Below are 19,853 nucleotides of genomic sequence, written 5' to 3' on the forward strand. Positions count from 1 at the left end.
CCTTAACGGATCAGGTGTACGAAGCCAGTTCGCTCCAGCTCTCTATTATCGGATAACCGCACGGTCACGACGTACACAAAGACCTCATTGTTAAACGGATCGCCATCTTCCAGTGGCAGTCCACGGCCGTCCCACCCTACCAAGACATCGTTTGCGGCGAAGGCCTCGCGGTGAAAGATAGCATTGCCCCATCGGTCGTAGATGTCCATGCGCTGTACCACGGTATTTGGCTTGCGGGAAAAGACGGTAAAGACATCATTCGTGCCGTCGCCGTTGGGTGAAAAGGCATTCGGTATGTATAAGTCACGATTCGCGATGATGCTGATCTGGGTACTATCTACTGCCAGGCAGCCGGTACGCAAGTCCATAACCTCCAGCGTAACCGTACCCATCGTATCGACAAAGATGATCGGTGCCGTACATCCCGCACAAATAGCAAAATCTCCCGACCACTGAATGTCCAGGTTCGTGGAGTCCGTGATACCAGACTCCAGCATTACCAAGCTACATTCCGCTACCGTCAAGTCTTCGGGAAGGGACACAGCTATTGCATCGGCCAGAGTCACGGTGAAACTATCCCGTAAGCTACACCCCGCGGCATTCGTAAACACAAAGGAATAAGTGCCGCTCTCGGACACGGTACGGGGTCCTGGGGGGGCACCATCGTCCCAGCGCACGGGTTGAAAAGTTGAGGTAAACGGCAGGTTGAGCTCGGTGTTACAGGACAGCGTATCCGTACCGATCGGTTCGGGAAGGGGGGCAACGGACACGCTGGTTTCGACGACGGGACTGGAGCAGTTGGCCACGACTTCCTGTAGTGTATAAACCCCGGCGGTAGAGGCGTTCAGGTTCTCCAATTGCAGGCGGTCTCCTCTATACGTGGATCCATCGGGGGCCGTCCAGGTGAAGGTGGCATCCGGATTGGGTGTCGCCACGTTAAGCAGCAAGGTATCTCCAGCACAGGTGCCGCCGGTTTGTTCGATTACCGGAGCGTCGAGGAAATTTACGGACGAGATAGTAAATTGACCGGGCACCATGCCCTCGCAGCCACCCGGCGCGACCACCGTCAGGTCCTCGAAAAGCCCCGGTCGCAGTGGTGTTAGTAGCAGTTGTCCGGTGGCATCAACCACGGCGTCAAGGGTATCTAGCCGACCGTCAAACGTAAAATAAACAGTGTATCCCTCTCCGGCCAAGAACGCGGGGTGGTCTACACGTAGTCTACCGTCAGCCTCTTCGGTGCAGGAGGAATCGTCCACTTCTTCGACACGAAAGTCATCGGACGACAGTTCGGTTCCCCCCTCGACGATGACCGCGGCGGTCTGGGTACATCCCGCGGCATCCGTCACGCTTACCGTATGGATGCCCTCGGACAAGTTGACCGCACGCTGCGTTTGCTCTCCGTTGTCCCAGGCGTAGTTGTAGTCCGCCGCGTTACCTCTGTTGACCAGGGCTTCCGCTTCTCCATTCGGTTGATCGCAGCTTGCCGTACCGGTGGCGCTTGCCTCGAAAGGTGTTGGAAAACTTCCGAAGGTGGGCAGCGCTCCCAACCACAGCGGCCGATTAGCCGGGGGGAAAGTGATGGCATCGAACTCAACGTCGCAATCCGTGCCGGCAACGTTCGGGGCATTGATCCGGGCCAGTCCCGGAACACGAGAACCGTTGAAATAACTATAAGCGTTGGCCCAGTAAATGGCCCCGTCAGGGGCTAACCGCAGCCCTCCGGTTCGCCCGCCGTGGGTCGAGGTAGCCACAGTGGTTAGCGTTTCGGTGTCAAAATCGTACTGGCGGAGCCGGTTTCCAAAATATTCGGTGTAGTAGAGCTTGGACCCGTCCGGGGAGAATTCCACGTCGTAGGTCCACCGGACATCATTGGTAATGATTGTGGCCTGGTTATTCAGAATCTGCCCTAGCTCGGGATCGAAGCGCACGTAGCCAATCGGAGCTTCCGACTCGTCCATTTTGCGGGATACGGCAATCACCAGTCTGCCCTGAGTGCTTAAATCGGGATAGTACGCCATTCGAAAACCTAAAATCGGATCGTCCTCCGCGATTTCTTCCCTGAGCAGGTGGGATAAGCTATACTCCGCTACCAGCCGTACACCGGAAGCGGTAACTTCAAACTGCAAGAGCACGTTCCCGTCACGCTGCGCGGCGAATAGCCAGCTTTCCTTGCTGTCGTTGGCCTTGGGTAAGGCAAACAACCCCTGTGCTATATCGACGTCCGCGTCCATTATCCGGACCCGCTTCTCACCAGCTACGACATCACCTAACGGCTGATCCAACGTCCCGTTCCCCGGAAGGTCCATATCGATCTTGCTGTAATAGAGGGCCCGTGGTGCCGGGAACGTCTCATCTTCTCCAGAGAACAGGTAGTACGAACGACACCCCGCCGGGTCGTACACCACCGATGTGCCATAGTTATTGGAGGGCGTACCGCCTAAATCGGACCCGTTGGGCATGAGCTGGTGGCTGGCATCCACTATCTGCAGACCGTCGGTATAGAAAATGACCTCCCCCGATGCTCCATCGGAAACGATCATATTATTCTCATTCAATTGCAGCGGGAACCGGACACCACTGTAATCCCGGGGCTGATTATCCGCCAGCCCGAACCGTATGCCGGTTTGGGCTCCCGGGGTATCGTCACCTATGAACCAGGTATGCTGGCCGAATTGTGCAAACAGGGGAGTCGTACCTAATAGCAGGCTTACAAAAACAGCTAAGAGCTTCATACTGGTGAGGAATAACTGGGGGGCGTAATATCAAACTGGCAATAGCCGCAATATTGTAAACGCCATTAAAGATAGCTATTGCGTCGGAAACCCATTGATTAGGATGCCGGGGCGCGAGAGAAGGGCAACTTTGCTGGGCTGCGGGGAACTCTCCCCGAAGGCTTCATCGCCTGCTGGGAAGCTCCCGCCCGGCCGCTCGTACTTGGTGATCAGCCAAATATAACCCCACCAATACCCACAATCGTAAGCGTCCGAGCAACCCCGTGTTGCTCACTTCACTCTTCTTCCGTACCGGCATGCGCGTTAGCCATGGCCCACTGATGCGGCAGTAGCTCCTCCAGGCGGTTGACTGGATGGTCTGCGATGCGTTCCAAGACGTCCCGCAGCCAGTTGCGAGGGTCGACCCCCAGTCTTTTACAGCTGGCAAAGAAAGAGTACAGCATCGCCGCCCGCTGCGCCCCGGCGTGGGAGCCGGCGAAGAGGTAGTTTTTCCGGCCCAGCGCCAGCGGTCGGATGGAGTTTTCGATCAAGTTATTGTCCACTTCTATCCGACCGTCGGCGAAGCAGGGCTTCAGACGGGGTAATTGATCTTTGGCGTACTTCAGGGCCTTGCCGAGGCCCCGCTCGACAGGTTGTTGCGCTGCTCGTACCTGGCCCATTCCAACAGGGCTTCGTACACCGGAGGCTTATCCGCTGGCGCAGGGCCAGCCGTTCGGCTGCCGACCGGTTTTGGCGTCGGCAGTGCGCCTCCACGTGGTAGAGAAAGCCAATGGCCGCCAGCGCCAGTTCCGCTAGTTGCGGATGCTGCTCGCGGGCGTCGAAGAACTTGCGCCGGATGTGCGCCAGGCAGCTCACGCCCGTGACCTGCGGGTGCTTGCGCAGGTAGGTCTCGTAGGATTTGTACCCATCCGTCTGTAGATAGCCCGTAAACTCCGCCAGCCTTTCCATCACGCCGTGCACCCCACGCCCTTTACGGTAGTCAAAGAGCACCAAGCCAGATCCAGGGTCCCGATAGACCCACTGGTAGCCCAGGTGCGCTTTTCCTTTCTTTTCCGAAGCCAGTACCTTGATCGTCGACTCGTCCACCTGCAGGTAATCCGCGGCAACTACCGTGCGCAGCAGTTGCTGATAAAGTGGCTCGAGCAGGCTGCAGGTGGCCGCGAACCAGTCGCCGACGGTGGCTTTATGCACCACCCAGCCGTGATCGCGCTCAAAGCGCATGATCTGGCGGTAAAAGGGCAGGTGGTCGACGTACTTGGCCACGCAGATCTCCGCCAGCAGCCCCGGTTCCGGGATGCCTTTATCGATCGGTCGGCTGGGTAAGTCGGCGATGATTACCGTCGTGGAGCCGTCGGCTTCCTCCCGGGCGTACTTCGGCCGGATACGCCGGATGATGACCAACGTAGCCGGACGATAGTCGAGCGTATCGGTGACTTCCTGGCCGATGCACGCCAGCCCTTCGGTGTCCTGTCCCTCCGGTTCCAGAACGATCTCCTCCACGGGCAGACCATCCGGCAGCGGATTGCGGCCTGGGTGGGACGGTTTACGTTTGCGCTGGTAAGCTATCCGCTGGGTGACGGCGGACTCGCCGTTGGCTTTAGCCGGCTGATCCCACAGAGCCATTTGTTCGGGCGCAACCTGGGTGCCAACGAACCGCTCCGACTTGGCGGAGAAGATCATCTTCTTCAGCTGGTCGAACTCGTGGCGCAGGGTGTTATACCTACCCGCCAACTCGTCGTATTCCGCCTTGGATACCATGGCTCCCACGGAGCACAAAATACGAAAAACCGCCCTGGATCAGGCCGCGGAAGCGTACCTTTTTCGCCGTTTGACGGAGGTGATTTCGATGCCCGCCAGCAGCAGTTGCAGATCGGTATAGGAGAGCTCCAAACTGTCCCCCTCAGCCCGGGGCAACTCAAAGGTTCCCCGTTCCAGAACCTTATACCAGACCACCCAGCCGTCGCGATCCCAGACCAGCAGCTTGATGCGGTCACGCCGCTTATTCAGGAAAATGAAGACATCTCCGCTGAGTAGCGTACCCTGCTTCAGGTAGCGGCGTACCAGCCCGCTCAGGCCGTTGAACCCTTTGCGCATATCGGTGGCTCCCCGGTAGAGAAAGTAGCGCTGGCGAGAACTAAAACTGAGCATACCGCTGATCCAGGCGGTGCAACAAGTCGGCCAGCCGCTCTGGGTCACTATCCGAAAACGACAGGCGTAATCCTCCTGTCAGGCTGACTTCCAGGGTAGCCGCCGCCGCTAACTCAGGGGGCGGCGGCGAACACTTTAGACTAATGAAGCCCTCATCGGCCGAAGGCGCCTGCCTGAGAGCCGGAACTTGCTACGCCAATAATGGAAGGTAGCGTAGCTGATCCCCGCCTCGGCGCAGAAATCCTTAATCGAATGGCCCGAACTGGCTTGATGCTCGACCAGGGCATACATACGACTTGATTTATCCACGCTTGCTTTTGCCCGCAAAGCTCTCGCTCACTATACCTCTTAAACAAGACGGGGTTGCTCGGACGCTTACCCACAATCCCCGGAAATTCATCACGTCCTTAAAGACGCTGGCGACGAGGAAGAGAAATAGGAGGACGGCGGGTACCGTCCACTGTTCGGGGCGGTAGTAGACAAGGCTATTTGCAAGCGCGGGTAGCCAGGTGGCACCCGCGTGCCTAGGCGAAGCAGAATTATTTCGGCGTAGCAGCCAACGAATTACTCCTCAGCGTAGTCACTACGCGTACCTACCGGTTGGTCTTCTAGGTAGCGGGCCATGTACTTTAGGTCAGACGACCAGGGAATGCACCCCTTACTCTCTTGCCATTGCTGGTAGCAGCCCAATAACCAGTCGGTCGGAAGCCTTTCGTCGGCGTAGACTCTACCGGCATGGCTGCCTTCCACGATATTGCGCAACTCGGGGTCATCCGGGCCATTGACCAGCGCCAGTATCGGACGGCCGGTTGAAAGGTAGTCGTAAAGTTTTGCGGTGAGAACCCCGTAGTATCCGGGGGCGGACCAGGTAAGCAAGAGCAACAGTTGAGCTTCCAATTGAAGCTTATGCGCCGCCGCGGGTGCGATGTAAGATCGGGTGTTACAGTGTACGTTAGGGTGTAGCCCTGCCGTCCATTCCGACCAGAGGCCGTCGTCTTTGCCCCGGTAAATTAGTTCGAAGTCATCCGCACGTACCTCCCCCCGGGTAACCAAAGTATTAATAGCGTCTACGAGCGGTTTGATCGTTTGCAGGCTTTCGTACAGGCTGCCCGTATAAACGATGGTAAAGCGCTCGGTCCGGGGGGCGGTAATTGCCGGGGGGAGGGAGAATAAGCGGTTTCGTCGTACCGTCGCGCCGGCATGCAGTTCGCGCAGGTACTGTACCTGTCCCTCGGAAACGCCCCATACCTCATCGGCCATCGCGACGATTTGCCGGGCCCACCACCGTTGCAGGGCAGGCCACCAAACGTCCTTTCTTACGGGATCGGCGTGAAGGTCGCGGAAATCAGCGATCCAGTGCAAATGCGGATACCGCTGCTTCAGGCGGCGGGCTACGAGATGGTCCGACCAGGGGCGGAAGGAAGAAAATAGTGTGGTAATGCCATGTTCCTCGATAAGGCGCACGGCAACTTGGTAGGCCTGCCGGCGGTAGACGGGGCCACCGTCATCGGTAAGGTAGAGAAAGGGGAAGGACTGCCGTAGGCGAAGTAGCGGACCGGAAACCCTTTTCCGATAGCTGTTGTGCGGAAGCGTATGCGCGGGCCCCGGTCCGCCGAGGAAGGCGCGCAGATCGCGGGCAGGAAGGGCCACGACATTCAAATCAGGCAGGTCGCCGCCCGCGAACTGCCGGTCGGCCCGGATTACGAAGACCTGCTCGCAATGTTGACTCGCCCAGTTCGCCAAATGTCCTAACCTTCGGCCGGCTACGGCAGGGCGCGGCGGAAAGTAATTGGCTAAAAAAAGAATTTTGGCGGCCGGCAAATCGGATTGGTTGGAAGCAATGTATGTATTTACGGATCAGAGGTTACCGTGCAATTTACGCCGGCCTTTGTATATGCCACTGCTCTTTACCCGATTCGACGGCTGATTGACCGGCAGCCGATACGGGAATCATCGATCCCGCGTCTTGGAAGGAGCCGAGAGGACGATAACATCCGGGCGGTTCATTAAGTATCCAAACCAGGGATCGCCGTGGGCCTTAATGCGCCGGTCGTAGGAGGGGGCGTACAGAAAAGTGGAAAGCTCGGTTACCGGAGGCACGAAACAAGTACCTGCTTCGCACGTCAGGATGGCCTCATATTGCCGTTCCACGGACTGCGCATACTCCTGTGCTTTTCCGGTAGCCAGTTGCCACCAGGCGGCACCCGGTGGCGAGGCGATCACCATACGCTCGACCGGGCTACGGGGGCCGCCCTCACGTCCCCGATCCACGCTTAGGCCACCCAAGAGATTAGCCATACCTACGAATACCGCCAGCGCGGCACCTACCGCGGGGGACAATCTTGGTCGCGGCAAACTGAGTGCGACAAGACCAAGGAGGAGCACCGTCGGGATGATCTGCCAGTCGGTGATGCCCTCGGGAAGGCTGTCTCCGCGGGTAGCGAAGAGTACGGGAGCCAGAGACAAGACCGGCAAGACAAGCGCCGCCCCTACCGCCAATATCCGCTGGCGAAGACTTAATTCGATACGTGGCCCTAGACAGGCAACCAGCACCAGCAACGGAATCAGCGTAGTGGAGGACAGCCAGGTCAGCATCAGGTAGCCCGCGGAGGCAATGGTCACTCCGACCAGTGCGCCAGTTGAAAATGCGGCAGACGAATAAAGCTCCGCCCGAACCCAATTTCCCGGTGCCAAGAGGGCGATCGCCGCACAGAAGCCCCAAGTCAGGATCAGCGCCCACCCTTGCGGTTTTCGAAGGCAGGCCGGTGTCAATAGTAGGTAGCTTCCTACCAATAACCCGGTATGGAGCAGGCTGATTTCATTCGTTCCTACCGTCCATACGATCACCGGGATAGCCAAATACGATCTCCCTCTCCACAACAGGCCGGCCAGTAGCAGGGTGCCGATCAGTCCGGTCTGATAAATAAACAGTCCGGTAAGTCTGTACAGACTATCGTATGGATTACTAAGCTGGCTCAAATAGAGCGCGAGTACGGTGAGCGTAGCCACCCACTTGATTCCTGATCCGCGCAATAAGGGGGAAATTACATAGTACAGTGCACCTCCGAGCAAAAGGTGTAGCAACAGTACGACAAGTCGTAAGGTGGGAAGCCGGTACCAACGCTCAACGGTACTGAGCAGAGCGGTGCTACTGTACCTACCCATAGTGGTTCGGTACCAGTCAAGCTGCTGCGCCCACCAGTCAATGTTATCGTACTTGCCCCCCCAATTGCTGATCCAGTCCACAGCGTGCGTGCCGACGGGATGCCAATATCCACAAAAGATCAGAAAGGGAAGAATGCACAGGACCGAGCTCAGTACCAGTACCCAGCCCGTCGCGGCGTACCGCTCAGCCACGTTCCCCGCGCTCAACGGCCTCGCGCAACAGCGCCAGTTCCCGCACCACCTCGGTATAGCGCTCGTCAAGCCTACGGAATTTGCCGTAAATAATTACGAGCGCCGCACAGAAGCCTATTACCGTGCTGTAGAGGAGTAAATCGGCGCCCCGCCCCACCCCGAGGTAGTTCGCGATTGCCGTGGTCCCGTCCGGATCGTAGACGGCCAACACCCCTAGCGACAGCACTAACCCGGGCAGGAGGATCGGGCCCAGACGGTTGCGGGTCTGGTGGAGATACACCAGCGCGATGGCAAGCAGGGCGGCAAGCAGCAGTAGTTGAATTGGCTCCATGCGATCAGCGGTAAATTAGTCTGAGCAGAATGTTCCACCCTATTTTGAAAGCGTTCCAGGAAGACTGCCCTTTGGCGCGGGAATAGGGCGTATAGACGACGGTAACGGGCACTTCCTTCCAGCGCAGGCTATGCTTTTTGATCTGCCACAGCAACTCGGTGGCGTAGGCCATCCGGTTTTCGCGGAGCACGATACAGTCGAAGGACCGTCGGTTCATGGCCCGCAGGCCGATGTGGGCGTCCGTCATCCACCAGCCGGCCACCAGCCGGTTGAATACTCTTCCCAGCTGAAGCGTCCAACGACGAAGGAGGGGGATCTGCCGGCGGTCGGCCGCGCGCATGAAACGACTGCCGAAAACGATATCCGCCGTACCGTCCTGCAAGGGCCTGAGCAGGTCGGGAAGGGTGGAGGGGGAATGTTGTCCGTCCGCATCGAAGTGCACTACGACCTCAATATCGGCTCGGGCCCGGGCGTAGGACATGCCGGTCTGCAGCGCGGCCCCCTGCCCCAGATTAACCGAATGGCGGAGTCGTACCACCTCCGGAGCGATCCAGTCACCTACGGGAGGAGAGGAACCATCGTCAATAATGAGTATGCGGACACCCGTTTCCCGCAGGGCGGCTATGGTCTTCTCCAGAACGTCCGGTTGCTCGTTGTAGACCGGCACGAGTACGAGCACCTGAGAGGAGACCTTTACACCTTCCATCGGGGCAGCGTTCAGGAAGCTAAGGCTTGGGTTAACAGGTCAACGTAACGCCGGACGATCACCGGCTCCGCAAAGGTTTCCTCGGCCATTTTTCTTCCCGCCAATCCCATTTGCCTTCTTTCCTCGGACGAGGCTAGGATCAGCTTTTCCATACCCTCCGCCAAGCTTACCGCATTCTGCACTTCTACCAGATAGCCGTTGATTCCGTCAACTATGGTATCCCGGCAACCCGGAACGTCGGAAGCCACCAGGGGTTTAGCCATCGCCATGCCCTCCAGCATGACCCGGGGCAATCCCTCCCGGTAGGAAGGAAGTACTACCGCGGTGGAGTTGGCGATGTAGGGGCGGGTATCGCTCACCTGCCCGTGATAGACGATGTCTCCGGAAGATTCCCACTCCTTTACTACGGCCGATGACACCCCGCTTGGATTCCCATCGTCCAGTCCTCCGACGACGTGGAAAGTAACCTCCGGATAACGCGTACGCAGCGAGGTAGCCGCGTCATGGAATTCGATAATCCCCTTATCATAGAGCAGGCGCCCGATAAAGAGAAAGCTGACGCTGTCGTTCGATTCTACTGGATCCGTGGGCTTGAACCGGTCCGTGTCGATCCCGGAGCCCGGCACCACGCCGGATCGCTCAGGGTCAACCATACCGCTGGAGAGAAAGAGTTGCCGATCGTCTGCGTTCTGAAAGTAAGTCCAGTAGGCCGACCGCAACGCCTGGCGGTACAACTTCTTGGCCACTCGATTGACGATCCCTTCCTGTAAGAAAGCGTACCCCAATCCAGTGAGGGTACTGATATTCGCGACCCTGGTCATCTTGGCCGCCAGGGAGCCGTAGATCACCGGCTTGATAGTATAGTGCAGGGCTACGTCGACGTTGTGGCGGCGGTATAGCTTCATCAGTTCCAGGGTGAGGGCAAAGTCCTGTGCCGGGTTAGTTCCTTTGCGACGAAGACGTCGCAGCGGGACAAATACGGCGCCCAGTTCACTCACTAATCGTTGGGAGTAATCGTCCGGAGGGGCTACGGCAAGGACCCGAGCTCCGGCCTGCTGAATCGATCGGACCAGGCCACTCCGAAAGTTGTAAATATTCCAACTGGTATTGACGACTACCGCTACCGTCTTCCCCGTTAGTGCGCTTTCATTCATTTCCGTCCGGCTTCGATCCAAGACTCCATAGAGTGACTCTGCCATCCGTAATTCTTGTTGAGTTGTTCAAATTTTTTCAGTATCTCTTCCAGGGCGTTCATGTTCCGGGTGGGATCCGTAGCCAAATTATGCGGATGCCACCAAAGATGGTACGCTTTCCCCAATCGCGCCGCCCGTTCCATTTCTCCCTTAATACGGTTGATTTTTAGCCGTTGCCCCCCCAATCCATCGATGTGTGCAAGGTACGGACGAAAGAACCGACTGGACGGAACGTTAACCAATCCATCATTTTCAGCTCCACCTTCGAAAAAACAGGATTTCGCTAGCGGTAAATAATTGTCGGTCAGTCGTACGGCCCGCTGAAATAAGGTAGTGTCCTCACCCGAACGACTTTGCCAGAACCAGGTGTCCGGATTCCCACGGAACGCCTGAAAGCCATGGCGCCGGAGCGCAGGAAAATAGTCCGTCCGGTACTGATTGCGTGGAAAAACGAGTGAAGTCGCGTGACCATAGGGAGTAGCTGCCAACTGAGCACTCTCCAAATCCTCGGTAAACGCTTCACTATCCTGCCCGGCCTCCAGGCAGTAGTAGTGGGAGAAGGTATGGCTCCCGATCTTCTGCCCGGGCGTGGCGGCCACCTGCTCAATCAGGCTTGGAGCGTAGTGGTAAGGATCTTCGTCCTCGTTCTCCCCCACTTCCTTCAGCAGGCGATAAGGGTCCAGTTGGGGGTTGCGGTACTGCGGTCGGTGCTTCGGAAGTAATTGGTGAAGCTCCTCTTTACTATTGGCGAAAAGCATTCCCACCGTGGCCCAGGTGGCGGCTATGCCGTAGTCCGTGAAGAGCTGTAAAGTGGGTGGAATCAGTCCCCGGGTGGTACGAAAGTAGGCCCGACTCTTACCGTCTAAGGTAGTGTGATCGAAAACTCCCCAGTGTAGTTCAAAGTCCAGCGAAATGATGAAGGCTCCGGCGTTATTCACCAATCACAACTTTACGCTCCTGCCGGTAGGAGTAGTCGGCATAGGACAATAAGACGATAAAGAAAAGGTAGGTTACCTGAGTCTTCTGACGCGTCGCCAAACCTAAATTACTAGAGAATTGCGCCAAAGCCAAACTGATGACGATGAAAGCAATAAAACTAGTCTTTACCATCCAAGGTGACTGAACAAAATACTTAACAAATCGCAAAGAAATAATTTTGATAAAAAGGATCAAATAAAGTAGGTTCTCACAACTTACAATCAGGCCCATTGCGTTAGGAGAATCAACGAATAGTGGCCGGAAGAGGAAGGTGAACAGAATCATCGGCTGGGAATAATTCTGGATGTCTACCGCAGAATTGGCACTAAGGTGGTCGGTGGCTCTTTTATCCGCCGCACTGAGTACCTCTTCAACATCAAGTGATTCAATTCCTGCCGACCCGAAGGCAACTTCTAATAGTGGCACCGCCCCGAACGCACTAATTCCGACAATAGCCACTTTCTGCCACAGTTTAAGCCCTTTGTTGCTAATTATTGCCCCCACCACCGCGGAGGCCATTAACGCACCCATAACGTGCGGTCGTATGTGAAGAACGATGAGTGCCCCTATAAGGAGCACGGGTAGCCTTTCTCTCATGTTGTTAAGCCCGTAAAACAACATACCCATTCCTGCTAGGATAACGCTACCCTTTCCAAGAGAAGCGCTGTAAAAGTGGGCGATAGGAAAGAAAAAAATGAGCACTACTACATCAATACCGAAAAATTTGTGCCGATATACCGTTCGCTCGGCCAATAGCAGATAAAAAAAGAAAAATCCCACAAAGCCGAAAACCGAAAATAAAAGCATGGCCGCCTCGTAGCTAAAGCCGAGTAAGTAAACAAAGGGATAAACCAAAAAATCAATGAACGTTGTGCCAAAACCGTAAAAATCGATCCAGCCTACGCTTTCCGGATCAGCGCCAAATAAGTGGCGAGGCACACCATTGCTCCCGATACGGTAATAAGCCTTGGAATCCGAAGGCTTTGCTAATGCATATAGGTAATACACAACCGCAAAAAGGACATGATAGCAAAACAGTCCCCACGCAAACTGCTGAGAGTGCCGCACCTGGTCGCTGTACGCACTAATGAGCAAGTAGGCTACAACAACGACAACTACTAGGGCCAGGACTACCGTCATCTTACCTTCCGTTTGTGGTACCCCGCAAAGCTACGGCCTTACGAATGAAAGATCGGGGCTTCCCGCCGTGCTTCGCCGAGTTGTCGGCGCCGGTACTCCCAGGCTTCCAGCCCCAGTATAGTCATCGCCTGTTTGGACCAGTGATCCTCGGGCAGGCCGTGATCGGTCCGTGTGAGCTGATTCAGGTACTCCGGGCGTAGTAAGCGGCGACTCTGACTGTTGGTGGAAAGGGCCATATCCTTCCACACCGGAGCCAGCGTATGAGACAGCCAATCGTGAATCGGAATTTCAAATCCCCGCTTCGGCTGACCGATGATGGATGCCGGTAGATAACGCTTAGAGAGTTCGCGCAGGAGGTACTTGGTTGTCACCCCCCTGATTTTGAGGTTGGGGTGCAGACGGGTAGCCAGCTCTAGTATCTCTTTGCCGAGGAAGGGAGCCCTGGTTTCGAGTGCGTTCTGCATTGCGGCGATATCCATTTTTGGCAGCAGCATTGCGGGTAGCATGATGGAGAAGTCGTAGAACAGGGCACGATCCAGGGGGGCTAGCTCCTCCATCGATTGTCCCAGCCGTAATCGTTCTTCCAGTACGCCGAGGGGGGGGATTTCCTTCAGACAGCGATCCCGGTAGGAGTAGAAGGCGTCGGTCGTCAGTGTGAGGTAGGTACCAGACAGGTTTTTTTCGTTCCAGGCGCCCAGTAATCGGTGCAGAAACTTGCGCGCCCCCCGGCTGCCGTGGCTCTTCGGGGCGATCAGCGACCGTAGACCGCGAGAGAACACCGAGGAAGACTTAGTGTACGGGTCCAGGTAACGCTGGGGCACGTAGCGTCGGTAGCCGCCGAACTGCTCGTCCGCTCCATCACCGGTAAGTACCACGCTCAGGTGTTCCTTGGCGGCTTGGGTGACGAACCAGGAAGGGATAGCCGAATCGTCACTGAAGGGCTGCCCGTAGGCACCAAATATGTCTAGCACGCGATCTTTTAGGTCACCAAAGTCAATGTGCAGTTCCCGGTGAATGGTCCCTAGATAGTCGGCTGATTGACGAGCCAGTTCTGATTCGTCGTACTCCCCGCTGAAGGCTACGGTAAACGAGCGGATATTCTTGTTAAACTTGGTGGCCAGGGCCGTGACGAGTCCGCTATCAATTCCACCGCTGAGGAAGGTGCCGACCTCAATGTCCGAGCTCAGTAACTGTTGCTTGACCGAACGGCTCAGGACTTCATCGAGCACTTCCAGAGCCTCCTCCTCGCTGTCAATACGGTTCCTTGCCCCGTTCCGGTAGGCCTCCGCGGGATCCCAGTACACTTCGGGCACGGGTTGGGCGGTGGCGCTGTCTACGGTGACGAAGGTACCGGGTATTACCTCGGTCACTTTCTCGTAGACCGAGGTACCGGGCACGAAAAAACCCTGCTGCAGGTAGGTCAGAAGTTCCTCCTCGTCCACCACCAATTCTTCGGGGCAACCTACGTAGAGTGCATTGAGCTCGGAGGAGAAACTGAAGGAGCCTGTTTTCATTCCGCAGTGATAGTAGAGCGGTTTTTCGCCCGACCGGTCCCGCGCCAGTACGAGTCGACCGGAACGCAGGTCGTAGAGGCCGAGGGCGAACATCCCGTCCAGCAGACCGAAGGTCTCGTTTCCCACCCGGGCGTAGAGTTTCAGAATGGTTTCCGTGTCGGAGTTGGTACTACAGTCGAGCCGGTACTCCTCACGCAGGTCCTGGTGGTTATATATCTCTCCGTTGAATACGATGAGGTGATGCTCCGCGTACATCGGCTGCTGGCCGCAGGCAATATCCTGGATTGCGAGTCTGGAATGAAAGAAGTAGGCTCCCTCGTGGGTGACCGAGTTGATTGCGTCCGGCCCCCGGTGCCCCAAAAAGCGGGTTAGCCTGCGGTCGATACTCTCGACGTTCAGCCGCTCGGAATGGATTAGACCATAAATGCCACACATAGGCTAGCTGGCTTTAGAATAGTTCGACGGCACCCGAACTCAGGTTCCAGGAAGCGTCAGGATTCAGGTTATCGTAGATTGGGTCTGTACCGATCCGCCGTTTGGTCAGCGACAGGGCGCGGGGAGGGAATGGCAGGAAGCCGTGGCGCAGAAGGCCGCCACCGCCCAGACCCGCCGGCCGCAGCACGCTGATGGCCGTGGCACCCACATCACTGGCAACTCCGCCGAGCTGACTCAGCAGTCGGTGCAGCTGATCGGTGTCCCGGTACAGCAGGTCGGTAATGCGCAGTTCGCGGATCTTTCCGGTAAGTTTGAGCCGGTAGTAGCACAGCGCACCGGGTACGCCCTCGTTCATTCCGTAGCGGTAGTAGGTCAGGTCCGGAATATCGGCGTAGCGCCAGCGGAAGTATTCCGGGGTGTAGACTGTACTCAGGAAACCGTCCGTAAGCCGGTAAAAATCATGAATTAACCGGGAAAGCTTCTGTTCGTCCAGGCTTCTGTCGACCGCGTGGGCGGGGTTGGGTCGGAAGTCTGCGTCCATTAGTCCGGCTACTACCGGGCGTAGGTAGAGGGGCACCTTGCCCGCCTCCTCCCACCCCATTTTGAGGTAGCCGGGCTTACTCATCTCGTTGGGGGTGTTGAAGATGAACTGGGCCCGTTCGGGTCCCAAACGGTGTAGCAGGTCCAGCGTCAGTTGTTTGAAGATACCCTTACCCCGGTAGTCGGGGTGAGTAGCGGTATCCACGCAGCGGTAGGCCTGGTACTCCCGCCCGCCCTGGACCCACTTCCAGGCCATGAACGCGCGAATGCCTACGACCCGCTTCTCACCGTCCATCATGAGCAGAGTGGGCGAAGCTCCGAAGGGATTGTCGAGGTGCTTCCATGTCCAGTATTCGGGCGTCGGCACTCCCCCCTCGTCGCCGAGGCTGAGCAGGAATAGCTCCACGACCCGTTCCAGGTGTTCTTCCCTAAAGGGTACGATACTTAGGCTCAAGCAATCTCAATTTTGGTTTATTTGACTTTACCGCCGCCCGGTAAACGTTTTCTAACCGACCGGCCATGTACTGCACGCTGAACGAACGCTGCACCCGCGTTCGCGCCCCTATGGCCAGCTTGTCCCGTAAGCTTTCGTCCGTAAGTATCTTGTGGAGGTTTTCGACGTAGCCCTCCGGACGGTCGATTGCCTCCGTTACCAGGTAGCCCTCCTGCCCGTGACGGATAGCTTCGGGAATGCCCCCCACCCCCGACGATACCACCGGTAGCTGCATCGACATAGCTTCCAGAAGTGCAATCGGTAAGCCCTCGAATTTGCTGGTCATGAGATAGACATCAAGACTACGCAGCCAGGGACGCACTTCCTGGAGCCGGCCCGGCAGCGTGAACTTGTCCTCCATCCCGGCCTTACGGATCGCGGTCCGGACGGCTTCTTCCTGTGGTCCGTTGCCAACTAGTACGAAGTGCAGGTCCGGCACCCCGGCACTAAGTTTGGCGGCCGCCGCGACCCAGAGTAGTAAGTTCTTCTGATCCCGAAATACGCACACCGTACCGATAATCTTCTTATCCACCGGCAAGCCCAGTTGAGCGCGCATGGCGCGCTGCTCTCCGTAATCAGGAGAGAAACGCTCGGTGTTCACGCCGTTCTCCACCGTCACTATATTCGGGCGGTAATGCTCGGGCGCGTAGCGGTCAAGACTGTCGTGCACATCCTGCGAGCAACAGATCACCTGTTGGTTGACGGACAGCGTGCGCAGATTGAGCGTACGGCTAATCACGTTGTAGCGTTCCTGAATGTTGTGCTCGGTATAGACCACCGGTACGCCGGTCAGCTTGCTCACCAGCCGACCGATGACTCCGGATAGCGGCAGATGACAGTGGATCAGGTCAATCTCCGATTGGTTGACGATGCGGCGGACGGCGGGTAGGCAGGTGAGCATTCCCGGGAAGGTAGTAGCCGGTACGCAGTCGACGTGGCTACCCATGGCCGTCAGGTCTTTGGCCACCTGATCCTTGTGGGGGAGGAAGTAGAGGTACTGAAAGTCAAACTGTTCGCGGTCGTGCACCCGCAGGGTTTCCGGCAGCAGCGTTTCGGCTCCTCCGCGCCCCAGGCCCTTAATGATGTGGAGTACCTTAATGCGTGGCATGGTGGGTGACCTTATTTTGTTTTTGGTAAAGTAATTCAAACTGCTCGGCAACCGAGCTCAAGGAAAAATTCGTTTCTACGAACGACCGCATCCGGTCCGCGTAGTCCTGCCGCTTTTCCCCGTCGTTCAATAGCTCGACTGCCCGCGCGGCCATGGCGGCTTCGTCACCGAAGGGGAAGGTCAACGCCTCCCCGAGCTGAGTGGGTAGGCACTCCCGTACCGCACCGACGGTAAAAGACAATGGAACAACACGGTTGGCACCTGCCTCCAGCACCACTCCGGGGGTACCCTCTATCTGGCTCGTCAGCAGAAAAAGGTCGGCGGCCGGAAGAAGGTCAAAAACGTCTGTCCGGTAACCTAGCCAAATCACATCCGGGTCAGTACAGGATCCGGTAATCTCTTCAAATAGCGGTCCCGAACCAATGCTGACGAGTTTCACCTGCCCCCCATACTGTTCCTTTATCCGGCTAAAGACCCGCAGTAATCCTGCGTGGTTTTTCTCCCACGTAAATGCTCCTACGTGAAATAGCAGCCTAGTTGAATTCGGCAGCGTCTGCCCGGCAAGATCGCCCAGCCGGTGCCTGGCCGCACGATGGTCTATTATTTTGGGCACCGGGGTGGCAATCGTGAGGCGGTGAACCTTCCGTTCCGGCAATCCGAAAGTGGACTGTACGTCCTCCTTACTCATGGTGCTCACGCTCGCCACGGCGTCTGTCTTTCCGAGTACGTAACGGTAGATGTTACGGTGCACCGCGTTGTATACCCAGGCGGACATAATGCTGGCATTGCGGTATACCAGAAAGGCTTTCCACCGAAAAATCTGACGGCTCAGCACCGCGTACTTTAGGTTATCCGAGGCGTTGGCCTGTATGACGTCCACTTCCTCTCGCTTGATCAGGTCGGCCAGCACGCGCAGGATGCTCCAGTAGGGCACGGCCCGTGGAAACAGGCTGGAAAGGTCCACCACTTCTACCCCCTCGGCAATGGTCGGAGGGGTATCGGAGGGTGCGTACAGTCCGGCCACGATTACCCGGTGCCCACGCTCTGCGAGGGCTTCGGATAGCTGAATTGCAAAGGTTTCCGCCCCCCGGGTCTGCCGACTGGTGATGAGTTGTAGGATCGTCATAAGACTACAGAATGCTTTGCAGATCCCCGAACGAAAAGGACAATTTCAAACTGAGCGGGTCCAGCCCCTCATTGCCCCGTGTGACCACCAACGAACTACCGCGCCGCAGGCTGAGGGCGGGGGGGCTACGGTTGCCGCCGCCCTGCCCCTGTACGGTGCGTACTATGACTGCGCCCTCCCGCCGGGCGGTCGCCCGCACGAGTGCGCCATGGTCTTCGGGAGAACCGCCGGCATCCACGACTCGGAGTACGGAAAAGGGACCCTTACGTTCGAGATCGTACACCAGAAGCGCGGTGGGCTCCTGCCCCAGCGTTGCGAAGCGGTAACTTCCGCGGCTGTATCTCCAGCGGAAAAACTCCGGCGTCCTATCTGTCGTGAATACGGCGGGGCCGCGGGTGCGGCGCGGGAGGGTTTGCGGGCATTTTGGTGTTAGAAATACCTGCCGGCTGCCCAGGCTTTCGCCGAGGAGCGTACGCCAGCTATAGTAGTAATCCAGCGATCCGGGGTAACGTTGCCACCCCATCTTGAGGTAGCCGGGCAAGCTTTTGCTGTTGGGGGTGTTAAAAACGAGCTTATTCTGCCCGAATCTATCTAGCCCCTCCAGCGTGAGGCGTTTGAAAATGCCGTTACCCCGGGCGTCGGGGTGGGTCACGGTGTCGACCGGGCGCAGGGCATGAATGGTTTGCTCACCATTCGTGAAGCGCCAGTGCATGAAGAACCGCAGTCCGACCAGTCGATCACCCGTGAAGGCCAACAGCCCCGGAGAGGCTCCGAAAGGATTTTCTAGGTGCTTCCAAGAGAAGGTTTGCTGATTGGCGACATCGCCGAGACTGGTGGATAGCAGTTCGATAACTTTCCCTAGGTGTTGGTCGGCGGAGAAAGGGCGAATATCAATTTTCATTCCGGACTAGTGATCAGCGGTTAGCCGTTGGAAATATTCCAACATCCGGGCGTGTACCTTATCAAGTTGAAAACGCCGGTTAAAGTTCAGCAGACTGGCCTCCCCCATTTCCTTCTGGCGCTCGGGTTGCGCGATGAGTTCCCGAAGTGCCAAGGCAAAGTCCTTCTCTTCCAAGGGCTCAATGTAGACCGCATTGTCGGTAGAGGTCGTTTCGTGAAAGACCGGGATATCGCTACAGACGATCGGTAGCCCGGCCGCTTGCGCTTCAAGTAGTGCGACTCCCAGCCCTTCGTACAGTGAGGGGAACACGTATATGTCGGCCGTGGGCAGAATTTTGACCACGTCGTAGCGGTGACCGGCCCGGATGACCTTATCGTGCAAATCAAATTCGCTGACCTTGTCGTTGATTGTCTTGGTGGCATGGCCTTCCCGACCGAGAAGCAGCCAGCGAAAGTTGGCCACCTTCAGTTCGTCACGCAGGTAACGCAGGGCTCCGAGCAAGTAAATGTGTCCCTTCTGGAATTCCTGCCGTCCCGTGGAGACAAGTAAGACCGTGCCATCCGGCACTCCGAATTCCTGCCGGTATTGTTTCCGCAGTTCCGCGTCGTCGCGGTAGGGATTGGGATTGCGTCCACGCGGTATCACCGTCACTTTTTTAGGGCGGACCCCGAGTTTACGGAGGTAATGTTTCTTGACTTCTTCGGTGATGGCGTGTAGTTCATCCGCGAGGGGGTTCATGGTCAGTCCGTCCATAAGCCGGTAGCCCTCCATTTTGTAGCGCACTACGTTGGGGTCGTTGAGCCGTCTATAATCGTAGGTGGTATTTACCAGGCTTTCGACGTGCAGGAAGGAGGCACCGTACAACTTCGCTAGGCGCGTCCTTAGATTGGATTTGAAGAGGGTGCTGTGCACTACGTCCGGGCACTCACGCTTGATGATCTTACTGAGTTCCCGGGCATTTAGCAGGGGATGACGCTGCCGTAGGAAGGTAACGTCAAAGCCCGCCTCCAACACTTCCCGTTCGGTACCGTGGGGTCTGCGGTCAAACACTACGATACTGACTTCTACACCCCGTTCACGGGCGTACATCCAAAAATCAGTATTGGAACGTTCGGCTCCCCCGGCTCCGAGAGAATCCATTATTGCTAGGT

At 57.0% G+C, this 19,853-nt stretch carries 18 protein-coding genes; all 18 read right to left on the bottom strand.

Annotation, left to right across the window (positions count from 1 at the left end; all coding sequences use genetic code 11):
- Nucleotides 1–2: 2 nt before the first annotated feature.
- Nucleotides 3–2,732 (bottom strand): gliding motility-associated C-terminal domain-containing protein, encoded by a 2,730-nt coding sequence (locus DRW39_RS06195; protein ID WP_116106146.1) that lies wholly within the window; start codon nt 2,730–2,732, stop codon nt 3–5.
- 275 nt (nt 2,733–3,007) lie between these two features.
- Nucleotides 3,008–3,337 (bottom strand): transposase domain-containing protein, encoded by a 330-nt coding sequence (locus tag DRW39_RS22775; protein ID WP_255419241.1) that lies wholly within the window; start codon nt 3,335–3,337, stop codon nt 3,008–3,010.
- Complete coding sequence (gene tnpC, locus DRW39_RS22620; RefSeq protein WP_116106148.1) at nt 3,264–4,490, bottom strand: IS66 family transposase; 1,227 nt, start codon at nt 4,488–4,490, stop codon at nt 3,264–3,266. The genes DRW39_RS22775 and tnpC overlap by 74 nt, the downstream gene beginning before the upstream one ends.
- 39 nt (nt 4,491–4,529) lie before the next feature.
- On the bottom strand, nt 4,530–4,880 hold the full coding sequence (gene tnpB / locus DRW39_RS06210; RefSeq protein ID WP_116106149.1) for an IS66 family insertion sequence element accessory protein TnpB: 351 nt from the start codon (nt 4,878–4,880) through the stop codon (nt 4,530–4,532).
- A gap of 135 nt (nt 4,881–5,015) precedes the next feature.
- On the bottom strand, nt 5,016–5,171 hold the full coding sequence (tnpA, locus tag DRW39_RS22875) for an IS66 family insertion sequence element accessory protein TnpA (RefSeq protein WP_116106150.1): 156 nt from the start codon (nt 5,169–5,171) through the stop codon (nt 5,016–5,018).
- A 273-nt stretch (nt 5,172–5,444) separates the two neighbouring features.
- Entirely contained in the window at nt 5,445–6,623 is a 1,179-nt protein-coding gene (locus tag DRW39_RS06220; RefSeq protein ID WP_157975961.1) for a hypothetical protein, read from the bottom strand.
- 207 nt (nt 6,624–6,830) lie between these two features.
- On the bottom strand, nt 6,831–7,913 hold the full coding sequence (locus DRW39_RS06225) for a hypothetical protein (protein ID WP_157975962.1): 1,083 nt from the start codon (nt 7,911–7,913) through the stop codon (nt 6,831–6,833).
- Between the two features lie 316 nt (nt 7,914–8,229).
- On the bottom strand, nt 8,230–8,568 hold the full coding sequence (locus DRW39_RS06230) for a DUF2304 domain-containing protein (protein ID WP_116106153.1): 339 nt from the start codon (nt 8,566–8,568) through the stop codon (nt 8,230–8,232).
- 4 nt (nt 8,569–8,572) lie between these two features.
- Nucleotides 8,573–9,274, bottom strand: a complete 702-nt coding sequence (locus DRW39_RS06235; RefSeq protein ID WP_116106154.1) for a glycosyltransferase family 2 protein — start codon at nt 9,272–9,274, stop codon at nt 8,573–8,575.
- Between the two features lie 11 nt (nt 9,275–9,285).
- Complete coding sequence (locus DRW39_RS06240) at nt 9,286–10,428, bottom strand: glycosyltransferase family 4 protein (RefSeq protein ID WP_198664804.1); 1,143 nt, start codon at nt 10,426–10,428, stop codon at nt 9,286–9,288.
- Nucleotides 10,425–11,405, bottom strand: a complete 981-nt coding sequence (locus tag DRW39_RS06245; protein ID WP_157975963.1) for a polysaccharide deacetylase family protein — start codon at nt 11,403–11,405, stop codon at nt 10,425–10,427. The genes DRW39_RS06240 and DRW39_RS06245 overlap by 4 nt, the downstream gene beginning before the upstream one ends.
- Nucleotides 11,398–12,585, bottom strand: a complete 1,188-nt coding sequence (locus DRW39_RS06250) for a hypothetical protein (RefSeq protein WP_116106157.1) — start codon at nt 12,583–12,585, stop codon at nt 11,398–11,400. Before DRW39_RS06250 ends, DRW39_RS06245 begins: the two co-directional genes overlap by 8 nt.
- 38 nt (nt 12,586–12,623) lie before the next feature.
- On the bottom strand, nt 12,624–14,534 hold the full coding sequence (asnB, locus tag DRW39_RS06255; RefSeq protein WP_116106158.1) for an asparagine synthase (glutamine-hydrolyzing): 1,911 nt from the start codon (nt 14,532–14,534) through the stop codon (nt 12,624–12,626).
- A 13-nt stretch (nt 14,535–14,547) separates the two neighbouring features.
- Complete coding sequence (locus DRW39_RS06260) at nt 14,548–15,528, bottom strand: GNAT family N-acetyltransferase (RefSeq protein WP_116106159.1); 981 nt, start codon at nt 15,526–15,528, stop codon at nt 14,548–14,550.
- Nucleotides 15,503–16,675 (bottom strand): glycosyltransferase, encoded by a 1,173-nt coding sequence (locus DRW39_RS06265; protein WP_116106160.1) that lies wholly within the window; start codon nt 16,673–16,675, stop codon nt 15,503–15,505. Before DRW39_RS06265 ends, DRW39_RS06260 begins: the two co-directional genes overlap by 26 nt.
- Nucleotides 16,662–17,801 (bottom strand): glycosyltransferase family 4 protein, encoded by a 1,140-nt coding sequence (locus DRW39_RS06270; protein WP_116106161.1) that lies wholly within the window; start codon nt 17,799–17,801, stop codon nt 16,662–16,664. Before DRW39_RS06270 ends, DRW39_RS06265 begins: the two co-directional genes overlap by 14 nt.
- A gap of 4 nt (nt 17,802–17,805) precedes the next feature.
- Entirely contained in the window at nt 17,806–18,702 is an 897-nt protein-coding gene (locus DRW39_RS06275; RefSeq protein WP_116106162.1) for a GNAT family N-acetyltransferase, read from the bottom strand.
- A gap of 6 nt (nt 18,703–18,708) precedes the next feature.
- Complete coding sequence (locus DRW39_RS06280; protein ID WP_198664805.1) at nt 18,709–19,842, bottom strand: glycosyltransferase family 4 protein; 1,134 nt, start codon at nt 19,840–19,842, stop codon at nt 18,709–18,711.
- Nucleotides 19,843–19,853: the final 11 nt, after the last annotated feature.

Origin of the sequence: Lewinella sp. IMCC34191 (genome assembly GCF_003390935.1) — a bacterium.
Classification (GTDB): domain Bacteria; phylum Bacteroidota; class Bacteroidia; order Chitinophagales; family Saprospiraceae; genus Neolewinella.